Source organism: Caproicibacter fermentans (assembly GCF_009746625.1).
Lineage (GTDB): Bacteria > Bacillota > Clostridia > Oscillospirales > Acutalibacteraceae > Caproicibacter > Caproicibacter fermentans.
Genome location: NZ_VWXL01000047.1, coordinates 99,334 through 112,161 on the forward strand (window position 1 = coordinate 99,334; position 12,828 = coordinate 112,161).

General features: G+C 51.8%; 11 protein-coding genes. 4 read left to right on the forward strand and 7 right to left on the reverse strand.

What is annotated here, in order from left to right:
- The first annotated feature begins 4 nt into the window (after window positions 1–4).
- Genes CAFE_RS19770 through CAFE_RS07250 form a run of 3 tightly spaced genes read left to right on the forward strand, consistent with a single transcriptional unit; the run spans window position 5 to window position 3,289 of the window.
- Complete coding sequence (locus CAFE_RS19770) at window positions 5–628, forward strand: acyltransferase (RefSeq protein ID WP_207708871.1); 624 nt, start codon at window positions 5–7, stop codon at window positions 626–628.
- Window positions 629–636: 8 nt separating this feature from the next.
- On the forward strand, window positions 637–1,806 hold the full coding sequence (locus CAFE_RS07245; protein WP_156990211.1) for a Coenzyme F420 hydrogenase/dehydrogenase, beta subunit C-terminal domain: 1,170 nt from the start codon (window positions 637–639) through the stop codon (window positions 1,804–1,806).
- A gap of 34 nt (window positions 1,807–1,840) precedes the next feature.
- Window positions 1,841–3,289, forward strand: coding sequence for a PIG-L family deacetylase (locus CAFE_RS07250; protein ID WP_166525090.1), 1,449 nt, complete (start codon window positions 1,841–1,843; stop codon window positions 3,287–3,289).
- On the opposite strand, the gene CAFE_RS07255 is transcribed toward CAFE_RS07250, so the two are convergent.
- From CAFE_RS07255 to CAFE_RS07285, 7 genes are all read right to left on the reverse strand, one after another.
- Window positions 3,273–4,640, reverse strand: a complete 1,368-nt coding sequence (locus CAFE_RS07255; RefSeq protein ID WP_156990213.1) for a transglutaminase-like domain-containing protein — start codon at window positions 4,638–4,640, stop codon at window positions 3,273–3,275. The genes CAFE_RS07250 and CAFE_RS07255 overlap by 17 nt on opposite strands.
- An 85-nt stretch (window positions 4,641–4,725) precedes the next feature.
- Window positions 4,726–5,433 (reverse strand): tyrosine-protein phosphatase, encoded by a 708-nt coding sequence (locus CAFE_RS07260; protein ID WP_156990214.1) that lies wholly within the window; start codon window positions 5,431–5,433, stop codon window positions 4,726–4,728.
- Window positions 5,434–5,448: 15 nt separating this feature from the next.
- The gene (locus CAFE_RS07265) at window positions 5,449–6,393 is read right to left on the reverse strand and encodes an ATP-binding cassette domain-containing protein (protein ID WP_066648925.1); all 945 of its coding nucleotides are present in this window, start codon (window positions 6,391–6,393) and stop codon (window positions 5,449–5,451) included.
- Window positions 6,380–7,435, reverse strand: a complete 1,056-nt coding sequence (locus tag CAFE_RS07270; RefSeq protein ID WP_156990215.1) for an ABC transporter ATP-binding protein — start codon at window positions 7,433–7,435, stop codon at window positions 6,380–6,382. The genes CAFE_RS07265 and CAFE_RS07270 overlap by 14 nt, the downstream gene beginning before the upstream one ends.
- 135 nt (window positions 7,436–7,570) lie before the next feature.
- Complete coding sequence (locus CAFE_RS07275; RefSeq protein WP_330593878.1) at window positions 7,571–8,497, reverse strand: ABC transporter permease; 927 nt, start codon at window positions 8,495–8,497, stop codon at window positions 7,571–7,573.
- On the reverse strand, window positions 8,497–9,438 hold the full coding sequence (locus tag CAFE_RS07280) for an ABC transporter permease (protein ID WP_156990216.1): 942 nt from the start codon (window positions 9,436–9,438) through the stop codon (window positions 8,497–8,499). Before CAFE_RS07280 ends, CAFE_RS07275 begins: the two co-directional genes overlap by 1 nt.
- Before the next feature lie 125 nt (window positions 9,439–9,563).
- Window positions 9,564–11,447 (reverse strand): peptide ABC transporter substrate-binding protein, encoded by a 1,884-nt coding sequence (locus tag CAFE_RS07285; protein ID WP_156990217.1) that lies wholly within the window; start codon window positions 11,445–11,447, stop codon window positions 9,564–9,566.
- A gap of 282 nt (window positions 11,448–11,729) precedes the next feature.
- Here CAFE_RS07285 and CAFE_RS07290 point away from each other — a divergent pair, with 282 nt between their 5' ends.
- Window positions 11,730–12,824 (forward strand): serine hydrolase domain-containing protein, encoded by a 1,095-nt coding sequence (locus tag CAFE_RS07290; RefSeq protein ID WP_156990218.1) that lies wholly within the window; start codon window positions 11,730–11,732, stop codon window positions 12,822–12,824.
- Window positions 12,825–12,828: the final 4 nt, after the last annotated feature.

A 12,828-nucleotide genomic window follows, 5' to 3' on the forward strand; every position in this document is an offset into this window, starting at 1 on the left:
CCGTATGCGCCTGGCTCACGAACTGTCGCTTTCTTCCGCGATCCGCTACAATTTTTTCTGCGGACACGTTCAGAAAAGCGGAGGAAAAATCATTCCCTACTCCCGTTCCGTCTTTATCTTCGGGCCAAACGGAAGGCTGATCATTCGGGGGAATTTTAGAACCAACGTCAACTGCATCAAGAGGAACGGACGCTCAACCATCGTTCGCGTGGACCGGGACGCCGTACTGGAAACCGGCGGTGAGTTTACGCTGTATTACGGCGGAGACATCATTGTATTTGAAAATGCAAAACTGTTTTTCGGAAAAGACTGCGGATGCAATTCGGATGTAAAAATCAGATGTACCCGCCTGATTGAAATCGGAGACCGCACTTTTATTTCCCACAACGTCACCATTCTGGACTCCGATTCGCATGAGCTTTGCGGAATCGGGAGTGATATGACAAAACCCATTAGGATCGGAAGCCATGTCCTCATCGGCACTCATGCCACCATTCTGAAGGGAGCGGTGATCGGCGACCACTCCGTCATCGCCGCAAACGCCGTGGTAACCGGAGAGATTCCGGCGCACTGCCTCGCCGCGGGCATTCCTGCCCGTGTGATTCGGGAAAATATTAACTGGAAGTAGGTTTCATAATGACGGTAAATGCGATTCAAAAGGAAAAGTGCACCGGCTGCGGCGCGTGCGTTTGCGTCTGCGTCCACCGGGCGATTTCTATGGAACCGGATCAAGAAGGATTTTTGTACCCTGTCATTGACCGGGAAAAATGCACCGACTGCGGCCTTTGCCTGTTAAAATGCCCGCTTTCTAAGGCGAAGCCGGAAAACCGAACCGAGCCGGAAGCCTTCGCCTGCTACAGCAGAGACCGGGAAACGCAGCTCAACAGCACATCCGGCGGAGTGTTTACCGAACTAGCCATAGCGGTTCTGTCGGACGGCGGAGCGGCGGTCGGCGCCCGGTACACGGAAAACTTCGCGGTGGAGCACGCAGCCATATTTTCGGAGGAGGACATTCCCCTGCTCCGGCAGTCCAAGTACTTGCAGAGCGATACGCAACGTATTTACGCTCAAGTACAGGAATGGCTGAAGAAAGGGCTTCCGGTCCTTTTCTGTGGCACACCCTGCCAAAACGCCGCGCTGCGCTGTTTCCTAAGAAAAGAATATGACAACCTGATTCGCTGTGATTTCATCTGCCGCGGAGTCGCTTCCCCCAAAGTTTTCAGAAAATATCTGGATATGCTCGAATCCGATTACCGCGCGCCCGTCCAATCCGTTCAGTTTAAAAACAAGGACGCGGGCTGGCACCGCTTCGGTACCCGGATCACCTTTCAAAACGGCGGGGTTTATTACGGCGGCCGTTTTCAGGACCCCTTCATGACCGGGTACCTGGAGCGCAACCTTTTCCTTCGTCCCTCTTGCCATCAATGCCCTTTTCACTGTCTTCAGGAAGGAGACATTACTCTGGGGGATTTCTGGGGAATTGAAAAAATCCATCCGGAGCTGGACACCGACAAAGGCACCTCGGCGGTAATTCTCAACACTTCAAAGGGCCGGGCGGCCTTTGAACGAATCAAGCCGCGCCTGGTCTGGGCAAATTGCGGGACGGATGAAATCCGGACCGAAAATTTGTGTATGGAACGCGCTGCGAAGGCCGGACGAAACCGCCGTAAGTTTTTTGAGGAAATCGACCGGCGCCCGTTTTACGAGCTTGCGGAACAATACGCCTCTCCCTCAAAATTTCACGGCTTTCATCCGCGAACCTTTTTATCCGGAATCAAAAAAATCCTGCGCGGGGCGCAGGAGTAATCAAAAGCCGATCCGGAGTGAAAAGAGAGGAATTATGCAGACGGAATACAGAAAATATTTGGTCATCGTTCCGCATCCGGACGACGAAATCAATGTGGCAGGACAGCTGATTTACCGCCTGACGCACGATGGAAGCAGCGTTACCGTCCTGTACACCACAAACGGCGATTATCTTCCCGGTCAGGGCCCGGAAAGATTAAAAGAAGCAATCCGTGCTTTGAAAATTCTGGGCGTTGACGAGAAGGACATCCTGTTTATGGGGTACGGGGACGACTGGAAAGGGAGCAGGCATCTCTATAACGCGGACGGGGGCGTGCCGCTGGAATCAGCCGGCGGGCACCTGAAAACCTACGGATTAGAAAACCACCCTGATTACCGGTTTCAGAAATCCGGATTTCACCATACCTACACACGTGACCACTACAAAAAGGACCTGCGCGATATTCTGCTGGACCTGCGCGCACAGGTCCTGATCGCGGTCGATTTCGACTGGCACCCGGACCACCGCTGTACCTCCCTGATGCTTGAAGAGGTATTGGGTGAAATTTTAAAATCCGGGAACAGCTATCATCCCCTCGTCCTGAAAAAGTTTGCCTATGCCGGGGTGTGGAACGGACCAAAAGACTATTTTCATTTGCCGGAGCAGCCGACCCTGCCCCCGCGCAGAGCGCTTTTGAACGACAGCCGTTTTGAACTGGACGTCCCTGCCTACTCGTGGAACGAAAGAATCCGGCTTTCCGTCCCTTCGAAAACGCGAACGCTGATTCCGTGGCAAAATGTGATTTACCAGGCCTTGCGGGAACACCGTTCGCAGGCGGCAAAATGGAGGTTCGACCGAATCTGCAGCGCCGACCTCGTCTATTGGTTCCGCAGTACGAAGAGTCTGTCCTATCGGGCGAAAATCAAAGCGTCTTCCGGAAACCCGGAATATCTAAACGATTTTAAACTGATTGACTGCCCGGATCTTGCTGGAGGACGAGACGGGATCGGGATATTCGGGAACTGCGTCTGGTCGCCTGGCCGGAATGACCCCGTAAAATCAGTTGAATTTACCTTTCCTGAGCCGGTAAACATTTCCTGCTTTTGCCTCTATGAAAATTTCGCCCCGGATGACCATGTCAAAAACGGAATCATCCGATTCGACAACGGTTTCTGCCTGGAAACCGGCCCTTTGGACAATTCCGGGAAAAGAACAATCGTGGAATTTGAAACTCAAACCGGAATCCGAGCCTTTTCGTTTCAGATCACGGATTTTTCGGGAGACAATCCCGGATTAACCGAATTTGAGGTATATGAAAAGCGGGAAGATAAAGAGTTTCCGAATTCCATTTTTGAGCGGTATTCCACTGAAAAAGAATCCGGAAACTTCATTCGGGCATGTTTCGCAGGGCTTTTCCGCAGCCTTTTTGAATCAGGACGCTTCGTTCACCGGGCAAAAGAGCGGCTGAGAAGAAATTTTGCACGATTCACTCGATCTGTCTGAGCTCCAGCGCTTCATGCACTGTCTTAAACTCCGCCGACGTGAGGTTTCTGTCCGCATAGGCTGCTTCGCCGTCCTGGTTATCATAGGGGTCGTTCCGGAAATGCCCGGTCGGGACGGCAAACTCGTGCTGAAACTCGGAACTCAGGGGAATCCGGAACGGGTCGAGATGGCCGAAATAGTATTCCCACCGTTCCGCCGCACCGTTGCGTTTGGCCGTGCCGCCGAAAGAACAGTCGGCAAAAAGCCATCCATACGGGGCGATATAAAACTGCGCCCAGTCATGCTCGCCGACTTCATACGGCGTCGCATAGAGTCCCGCCTGCCATCTTGCCGGAATGCCTGCGATCCGGCAAAGCGTGATGAAGAAAAGCGCCTGAATTCCGCAGTCGCCTTTCCACCCGCAAGCAACATAAGAGGTAAGGTCTGTAATGGTGCTGTAACTCCTGACGAAAGAATACATAACGTGCGTCGTAATATACTCGTAAATTTTCTCTGCTTTCAGCAGAGGATTTTTTTCATCGCCGATTATTTCAGCAGCCAGCATACGAAGATATGGCGTGAAATGAATCTGCGGAGGAAGCTCTTCCGTGTAAAAAGCAGGCTGCGCGTCCAGAACCCGCGACGGCTCCATGTTCTGATATTCCAGATGGTTTTCAAACTCATATTCGACCGCAAACTTCTGGTTTTCCTCTAACGTGGTTTCAAAACAGACGGTCCGCTGGGGATAGTCGGGCGGCGCAACGCGAATCGGTTCCATGGAAACGGACAGCAGTTTAAAATTGCGGACCTGCGCGTACTCAAGCGGAATCGGCAGATGCACCTGAATGGTCTCGCCGATTCTTCGGGCACTTTTCTGAATTTGCATCGTGCTGCGGATGTGAAAGTAGTAGTTCAGTTCTCCCTTTTGTTTCATCTCCGCAATGGATGCATCTAAAAGCTCGTAATTTGCGTTTCGTTCCTTCTGATTTTCCGGGTGCAGGTTCCGCGCCGCAAGCTGCGGCCTTGTCTTCATCAGATTATCCAGAAACTTTCGGTGAAAACGGACTTTCCCCTCGACGTAAACCCACTCGACCATATTGTCTTCCCAGAAAGCGGTCAGCTCCTCATCCCTGAAATCGGCAATATTTTCTTTCAGGATTGCGCAGGCCTGCTCCCAGGAATAAGGATACTGCTCGGGAATCCTCAAAAGGACTTCCTGTTCCAGTTCCAGACGTTTCCGCAAGGCAGAGGGAAGCTCCGAGCGAAGCCTGCGGCCGATGACTCTCCGCACGGTCTCAAAGTCCCCGTGACATTTCATCTTTTGAATATCTTCCGGAAGCGGTACCTCCAAATATTCCAAATCCGAGTACATACAAAATTCCATCCTCTCACTCAAAGGCCTTTCCCAAATCATTTCCGCCGAAAAGCACATTCCGCTCCGTCAGCCCGCCGGCACCCTACTCCTGCGGCAAGCTGCTTTCATCCAGCAGTCTGGATTTCAGCCGATGAAGAATCGTCCGATCCAATCCGATGCTCATGAGGTAGTCCTCGGTACAGCCATATTCGGCTCGAAACAGTTTCAGGAAATCCTCCAGATACTCTGTTTTGGATCTGCCGGCAAAAGCCGGAAGGCTGGGGTCGTTTTCCCTCAGTTTCCGCAGAATCGGCCGGATATAAGGATAGGACACCTCGTAATCCGCCAGAATATCGCAGTCTTCCACGCCAGCAAGAGAAAGCAGCAGGGCGGACACAACGCCGGTGCGGTCTTTCCCCGCGGAACAGTGGAAGAGGACGCCGTTGTCTGCTTTGGCCATGGTTTGAAAAACCTGTTTCATCGCGGATTGATGATGTACAAAAGTCATATAAGAATGTTTGATTTCTTCTTCTTCGGCGGGGACGAACCCAGAACCGATGCTGAAATTGTAATAGGAAAAGTCCTTTTCCCCGGCAAGGAAACAGGGCTTTCTTTCGGCTTCATCTGGATATCTCAGGTCAATTACGGTCATGATATTCCGCTCTCGCAGCATGGCTGTTTCGTTCTGCGTCAGCAGAACCGGAGCATCACTCCTGATAAACCGTCGCCACGCCGTGATGCCGCCCCTAGCAGAGGGGTAACCGCCAAGGTCCCTCATATTTCTGCAATGCTCGCAACGATATCTTCTCATGCTTTCATTTTCCTTTTACCTCGCATGCTGCAAAACTTCGCGGTATTTCTTCAGTTCCGCCTGATTCGCCAGAATAAAATGGCCTTCTGCCGCTTCTGCCCACACCGGTGGGTCGGTGGAGTAATCCTGGCAGGCGGGGTCGTAAATCTTTAGTTTTTTCTGCTTTTCCGCTTCGGGATTCGGCAAAGGAATGGCGGAAAGCAGCGCCTGCGTGTAGGGATGCAGCGGATGCTGAAAGAGCTTCTCCGTCTCGGCCATCTCCACAAGCCGCCCTTTATGAATCACGGCAATGCGGTCCGAGATGAAGCGCATGACGGACAGGTCGTGCGCGATAAAAAGATACGTCAGGCCGCGTTCTTTCTGCAAATTGCTCAGCAGATTTAAAACCTGCGCGCGGATGGAAACATCCAGCGCGGAAATCGGTTCGTCCGCAATAATAAACGACGGCTTCATAATCAGAGCCCTGGCAATTCCGATTCTCTGGCGCTGACCGCCGGAAAATTCGTGGGGAAACCGCCCCGCAAACTCCGGCAGCAGGCCCACATCCATCAGAGCTTTCTGAACCCGGTTTTCATATTCCTGCGCGGAGAGCCCTTTTTCCGTATTTAAAAGGCCCTCCTTCACAATATAATCCACTTTGGCACGCTCGTTCAGAGAGGCCATAGGGTCCTGAAAAATCATCTGGATGTTCCGGATCACCTTTTTGTCGAGCGCGCGCGGGATTTTCCCGCTGATGCGCTCCCCGTTAAAGATAATCTCCCCGCCGCTGACGGGAATCAGTCTGATAATCGCCCTTCCGACCGTGGTTTTTCCGGACCCGGATTCACCGACCAGTCCGAAAGTCTCCCCTTTGTAGATATCAAAACTGATCCCCCGGACAGCCTCGAAGCTGTGTTTTTTCGCACCAAACGCAACTTTCAGGTCTTTGACGCTCAAAAGGACTTCTTTATTCTCTACCATCGGTTTCTCCTCCCAAAAAACAAATGCTGCGAATGGACTGAATTTGTTCCGGGGGAGCGATTTTGGGCGCCCGGCTGTCTAAAAGCCAGGTTTTTGCCTTATGGGTTTCACTGACCTGAAAATAAGGCGGGCGGTGCAGGTAATCGATTGCAAGCGCGTTCGGGTTTCGGGGCGCAAACGCGTCGCCCCGGATGGGCAGATAGAGATTTGGCGGCGTTCCCTGAATGGAATACAGCTTTTCACCCTTTGTGCCAAGCTGCGGTAGAGACGAAAGCAGCGCCCAGGTGTAGGGGTGCTTCGGGTCGTAGAAAATTTCATCGCAGGTACCGATTTCCACAATATCGCCCGCGTACATGACGGCGATGCGGTCCGCAATATTTGCCACGACGCCCAAGTCGTGGGTAATAAAGACCAGAGTCAGCCCGTAGCGGTCTTTCAGCGATTTCAGCAGGTTCAGAATCTGTGCCTGAATCGTAACGTCCAACGCTGTAGTCGGTTCGTCACAAATAAGCACCTGCGGGTTACAGGCGACGGCGATTGCGATTGCAACCCTTTGTCTCATTCCTCCCGAAAATTCATGCGGATATTGCTTCAGCCTTGTTTCCGGCTCTGTGATTCCGACATCCGTCAGAAGCTCGACCGCTTTTTTCTGAGCCGCCTGCCCGACAATTTTCCGGTGATATTTCAGCGCCTCGCAGATCTGCCACCCGATGCTTTTCAGCGGATTCAGGCTTGTCATCGGGTCCTGCATAATCATGGCGATCTGCCCGCCCCGGATTTGCTCCCACTCTTTCTCCTTCAGGTGTGTAATATCTTTCCCCCCGAACTGGATCGTACCGGATTCCACATAACCGTTTTTGTCCAAAAGGCCGATGAAGTTCTTCGAGAGGACGGATTTTCCCGAACCGGATTCCCCAACGATCGCCAGACTTTCGCCCTGATACAGATCCAGTGAAATACCGCGGATCGCATGCAGGGCTTTTTTGCGCATCCGGAATTTTACGTTCAGATCCCGCACCGACAAGACAACCTCTCGTTCCATGATTTTCTCCTTATGTATGATTCTTGGGGTCCGCCGCGTCCGCAAAAGCATTCCCGCACAAATAAAAGCATACGGTGATCACTGAAACAACAACGGCGGGGAAAATCAGCTGATACCGCAGCGCCGGGGACATCATCAGCACGCGCCCCTGATCGACCAGGTTGCCGAGGGATGGCGTTTCCACCGGCAGGCCCAGCCGATATAGGTCAGAAACACTTCGGAGCCGATCGCGCCCGGAATGGCCAGCGACATGCGCAGCGTAATGATCGACACCATCTGAGGCAGAAGATTTTTAAGAATCAGCCTCCAGGTGGGAGTTCCCAGGCACCGTGACGCCAGATTAAAATCCCGGTCGCGGATGATGAGCACCTGGTTTCTTATAAACCGCGCCATGCCGAGCCAACCGGTAATGCACATGGCAATAATGATGGTGCTGACGCTCGGTCTCATAATGTAAGACGCAAGAATCAGGATAATGGTCGTCGGGATATTGCTGACCACGTTATAAAGCTCCGTAAAGAAAAAGTCGAGCATTCTGATGTAACCCCACAGGACCCCCATGCCGATGCCGACCACGGTCTGAATCAGCGCGACCGAAAGACCGATAAACAGGGAAGTCCGGGTGCCCGCCCACAGCCTGCTCCAAAGATCCTGCCCGATGGAGTTTGTACCGAACCAGAAGGTAGCATTTGGTTTCTGATTGCTGATCTGCATCCCGGTCGTCGGGTCGTTGTTAATCAGGTTGGGATCCATCTGCCCCGGCATCAGCGGCTGAAGCAGTGTAAACAGAATGACGACCACCAATATGCAGAGCGTAACAATGGCGACCTTGTCTTTCAGGAACATCCGAAGGGTTCCCCTCCAATAGGAATAATCCGAATATCCGACCTTTTCGGCCTCGCCCTGATTATATTCCACCCGGCTGAACAGCCTTGGCTCCAGCTTGGAAATCTCCTCCGGCGTCAGATCGTCTTTCAAATTTTTTGCCTTTTGTTTCAGCTCTTCCAGCAGAGGCTTTTCCAGCTTTTCGGTGTATTGTTCCGTAATTGAAAACTTCGACATTATCTGGATACCGCCTTTTTCGTTAGACTGATGCGCGGATCTACAATCGCCATTAAGATATCGCCCAGCAAAAGCCCAAAGATACTTAACGCGGCAAAAACGATGACCAGCGCCTGTACCATGGTGTTGTCCTGCCGTTTAATCACATCTACCAGCAGTCCCCCCATTCCGGGAATGGAATACAGCGATTCGACATAGATGGAACCGGCGATAGTCAGCAGCAGAGAACCCGGAATCAACTGGACAAGGGGCACCATCGCGTTCCGGAATACATGCCTGAACCAGATGGCGTTGTTCGGCACGCCTTTGGCTTTTGCAAATTTAATGTACTCCATGTTGGATTCGTCGACCATAAAGCGGCGCAGCCACATGGCATACCCGGAAACAGAGGGCAGAGCAAGCGAAAGAACGGGCAAAATAGCGGTGGCAGGCTTGTCGGAATCATACAGGATTCCAAGATGGAACACACCGGTGCCGTACAACTGAAGAAACAGATAGATCAGCATAATAGGGACCGCCTCGATAAATACGATATAGGCCGTGCCGAACTGGTCCCAGAATCCGCCTTTCTTCTTCGCCATCAGCACGCCGAGGACCAGACCAAGCGGCAGACTGATGGCCATTGCGATCAGTCCGAACTCAATGGAAACGGGCGCTTTCTGCGCGATAATCCTGACAATCGGATAATCGACGCGGTAGATATTCGACACTCCTAAATCCCCATGAAGCAATTCTCCGAAAAAATGAAACAGCTGCTGATACAGCGGAGCGGTCAATCCCATTTTCTGCAATCCGTTTTGAATTTCCTGGGCACTCATTTTATCGTAATTTGGAAAATAGCCTTCAATCGGCATCAGCCTTAAGAGGCAAAAGACAATCACAATTATAATGCAAAGACTGCCCAGGGAGCGCAGCAACCGTTTGACACAATACCACAGCATAAGCGCGACAGCCCCCCTTGATTCAGAATATTTCCTGCCGGAATGTATGGCAAAATTCCATGCCGGGCACCGCTTTCTTCCACAGCAAGGAATTTTGTCAGTCATATTTTAAAGTCGGCTTGTGACTACTTTTGAATCGATTTTTCCTTGGCAGTCTGCCAATCCCTGTAAAGTTCCGTCCACTGGTCTTTCGTCAGCGCCTTGCTCAGCACGCGCTGATATTTAAAGCGTACGGACGTGCTATCTTCCGCTTCAAACGGATTCAGGCGCTCTACCATATAATCCTTGTTATCCGTGGAGTATGGGATAACAAGCGCGTGGTTCAGCAGGAACGCTTCCGCTTTTGCGAATTTCTCATAGCGTTCCGTCGATTTTGTGTAGACGGAGTTTGCGTCGTCCACCATCGCATAATACTGATCCGCCAGAGATTTTACCGCGGGGTCCGTCGCCTGGTCAAGGAAGGTCCAGTTGTTCTCCTTCGCGAAAGCCGGCAGCCACGCGGCCGGGTCCGCGATCGTAGCGCCGTTGTTGCACTTCATGAACGCGTAATCGCCGGTGCGGCGAACGGAGGAAAGGAATCCGGTGGAGGGGCCTGCTTCTAGAATCGGCTCAATATAATCGGAGCCAAGCAAACCGGTGAGCTGCTGTTTGACGACCTGAACCTCTTTGGCCCAGTAGGTGGTTGTGGGGTTATAGGGCATCAGCATTTTAATCGGGAAAGTGACCCCCTCCGCCTCAAGTTCTTTCTTGGCCTTTTCCTTATAATCCAATGCTTTCTTAGAATCGAAGCTATAATTTGCCCTTGAGGTAATCGCGGCCATGTCGCCGATTTCCGTGTAATCCTTGCCGTCCACACTGCACCAGTCTTTCGGCGTAACGCTGTTTGACTGAAGCATCTGAGCATTGTACGGGTCCTTTGTCAGCAGCGCTTTGTAACGGTCAAGCCCCCAGTACAGCGACTGGCGAAAGTTCTCGTTGCTGATCGCCTTATTCCAGTTGTCCGGCTCGTACTTCTGGTCGAATTTCGGCATATAGTTGAACGCGTAATAGAACATATAGGTGGTGTCCGGCAGGCTTGGGATGACGATATCCTTCGTTTTCGAATCCTTCATCCACTGGTCCAGAATATCCGTGCTGATTGGCGCCTTGTCAACCTCGCCGCGCAGGAACATCTCCGGCGCAAGCGTGGTTGCCTCGGCGTTATAGGTGCTGATGATTTTCTTGATATGTACGTTTTTCGAATCCCAGTAGCTGTCGTTTTTCTCATAGACCCGTTTCGACTGCGGCGCAAATGTCGTCATGCGGTACGCGCCGATGTAATACATGGAGTTGTTATCCGCGCCGTACTTGCTGCCCAGCTTTTCAAACAGGGGGGCATAGGCCGGCATGTAGCTGCCGCAGTAAGAAAGGAAATACGGGAGCGGACCTTCCAAAGTGATCTGCAGGGTATTGTCATCCACGGCTTTAAAACCAACGGTGCTGAAGTCTTTGGTTTTACCGGCGATAAAATCCTTGGCGCCTTTTACGATCCCGCTGAAATACAGGGTGGAGCCGGACGCGTTTGCCGGGTCGCAAATCCAGTTTGCAACGGTTACAAAGTCTTTGGCGGTCAGTTCGCCCATCTGGTTGCCTTCCGTGTCAACCCACTGAAGCCCCTTGCGGATTTTAAACGTATACACGGTTCCGTCGTCGCTGACCGTCCAGCTTTCCGCCAGAGAGGGCACTGTATTCTTGTACTGGTCCACCTCCACCAGTCCGTCGATGCAGTTGGAGAGCGCCTCCCAGTCGTTTGCGGAACCGTCGGCAAACGGGTTCAGTGACGTTGCCTCGCTGCTGTAAACCGTGCGAAGGGTCTGATCGGCCGCATACTCAATCCCGTGGGGACCCTGCGTAACTTGATCCCCGGACGTATCTTTGGCTTTGTCGGCCCCGCCCGAACATCCCGCCAAGGCGGAAATAACCATAACACAGGCAAGTAAAAATGCAGCGCCCTTTCTTTTTGACTTCATAACACATGCCTCCTTGTAATTTTAATCCAATCAGGATATTTCCTATATCTTTGTTAAACTGCATAGATTTTCGGGGCTTTAGGGTAAAAAATCAAAAAAGATGAACGATTCCAGAACCTCATCGCTCATCTTTAGGTAACATCATAGCAACATTACACAGCATTGTCAATATAGTTTTATTTCAAATTGATTGAAAATTTTGAAATTTTATTTTTTATTTTGTCTTGAATTTTTTGATTTGAGCGATTATGATGAGAAAAAATCAAAGAAGAAGGAAAAAGAATGTTGGACCCTCATTTTAAAAGAGCTGCTGAATTGGTTGAAGCAGCCGTCCGGAACCGTTCTATTCCGTCTGCGGAACTTGCCATTGGAATGAAAGACCGTCTTTTTGTCAGGGAATCCTACGGCGTCACCTCGTTTACTCCGGAGGGGCGGCCCGTCAACGAGCAGACACGTTACGATATGGCGTCCATGACAAAAATCATGTCCACCGGCATGATCGCGCTGAAACTTCTGGAATCCGGAGAACTCGATCTTGCGGATCCGATCGCAAAATATCTTGGCGACCGGGTCCCGGAAGACAAGAAACAGATCACGATTTTTCATCTGCTGACACACACCAGCGGCCTTCCCGCCCATATTCTGCTGGAGGATTCGATTTCCGACCCGGAGGACTGCGTAAGCCTGATTTTAAGCACTCCTCCGGCCGCTGTCTGTGGAAGCACCGTGATTTACAGCTGTACCGGATTTATTCTTCTTGGAAAAATTCTGGAGCGGATTCTATCCGGTCGGCTCGATCGACTGGCGGAAGAAATCGTGTTTCGCCCGCTCAAAATGTCCTCAACCTCTTATCACAGGCTGAAATGTGGAAGACTATCCGACCCTGCCCTGCGGGAAAACACGGCGTTTACGGAAAAAGATCCCAAGACCGGCGAATGGCTGTGCGGAATTGTCCATGATGAAAACGCGAGATTTTTGGAGGGAGTCTCCGGGAACGCCGGAGTTTTCTCCAGCATCAACGACTGCATTCATTTCGCCCGGATGCTCGCGTGCGGAGGCGAAACGCCAACCGGCAGGTACCTGTCGCAGTCCACGCTCAGGGCGGCCATCAGAAATTACACGCCCGGACAGGATGAAAACCGGGGGCTTGCCTTCCATTTAGCAAACGGATTTCAAAGCTATTCCGGCGCTTTTTTCGACCAGACCGCGTTCGGACACACCGGTTTTACCGGTACGCACCTGCTTGTCTCTCCCCAAACCGGGCTTTATGTAATTTTGCTCACCAACCGCGTACACCCCACCCGCGACAACAATGCGCAGCTCAGGCTGCGTAGGGTCCTTCACACGGCTGCATACGCGGCTCTTCCTCTGCAATGATCTC

What these genes read in the sequence shown, in the direction of transcription:
- CAFE_RS07280 (WP_156990216.1), bottom strand. Translation starts at nt 9,438, where the DNA reads ATGCTGTGGTATTGTGTCAAACGGTTGCTGCGCTCCCTGGGCAGTCTT.
- CAFE_RS07245 (WP_156990211.1), top strand. Translation starts at nt 637, where the DNA reads ATGACGGTAAATGCGATTCAAAAGGAAAAGTGCACCGGCTGCGGCGCG.
- CAFE_RS07265 (WP_066648925.1), bottom strand. Translation starts at nt 6,393, where the DNA reads ATGGTAGAGAATAAAGAAGTCCTTTTGAGCGTCAAAGACCTGAAAGTT.
- CAFE_RS19770 (WP_207708871.1), top strand. Translation starts at nt 5, where the DNA reads ATGCGCCTGGCTCACGAACTGTCGCTTTCTTCCGCGATCCGCTACAAT.
- CAFE_RS07275 (WP_330593878.1), bottom strand. Translation starts at nt 8,497, where the DNA reads ATGTCGAAGTTTTCAATTACGGAACAATACACCGAAAAGCTGGAAAAG.
- CAFE_RS07285 (WP_156990217.1), bottom strand. Translation starts at nt 11,447, where the DNA reads ATGAAGTCAAAAAGAAAGGGCGCTGCATTTTTACTTGCCTGTGTTATG.
- CAFE_RS07290 (WP_156990218.1), top strand. Translation starts at nt 11,730, where the DNA reads ATGTTGGACCCTCATTTTAAAAGAGCTGCTGAATTGGTTGAAGCAGCC.
- CAFE_RS07270 (WP_156990215.1), bottom strand. Translation starts at nt 7,435, where the DNA reads ATGGAACGAGAGGTTGTCTTGTCGGTGCGGGATCTGAACGTAAAATTC.
- CAFE_RS07250 (WP_166525090.1), top strand. Translation starts at nt 1,841, where the DNA reads ATGCAGACGGAATACAGAAAATATTTGGTCATCGTTCCGCATCCGGAC.
- CAFE_RS07255 (WP_156990213.1), bottom strand. Translation starts at nt 4,640, where the DNA reads ATGTACTCGGATTTGGAATATTTGGAGGTACCGCTTCCGGAAGATATT.
- CAFE_RS07260 (WP_156990214.1), bottom strand. Translation starts at nt 5,433, where the DNA reads ATGAGAAGATATCGTTGCGAGCATTGCAGAAATATGAGGGACCTTGGC.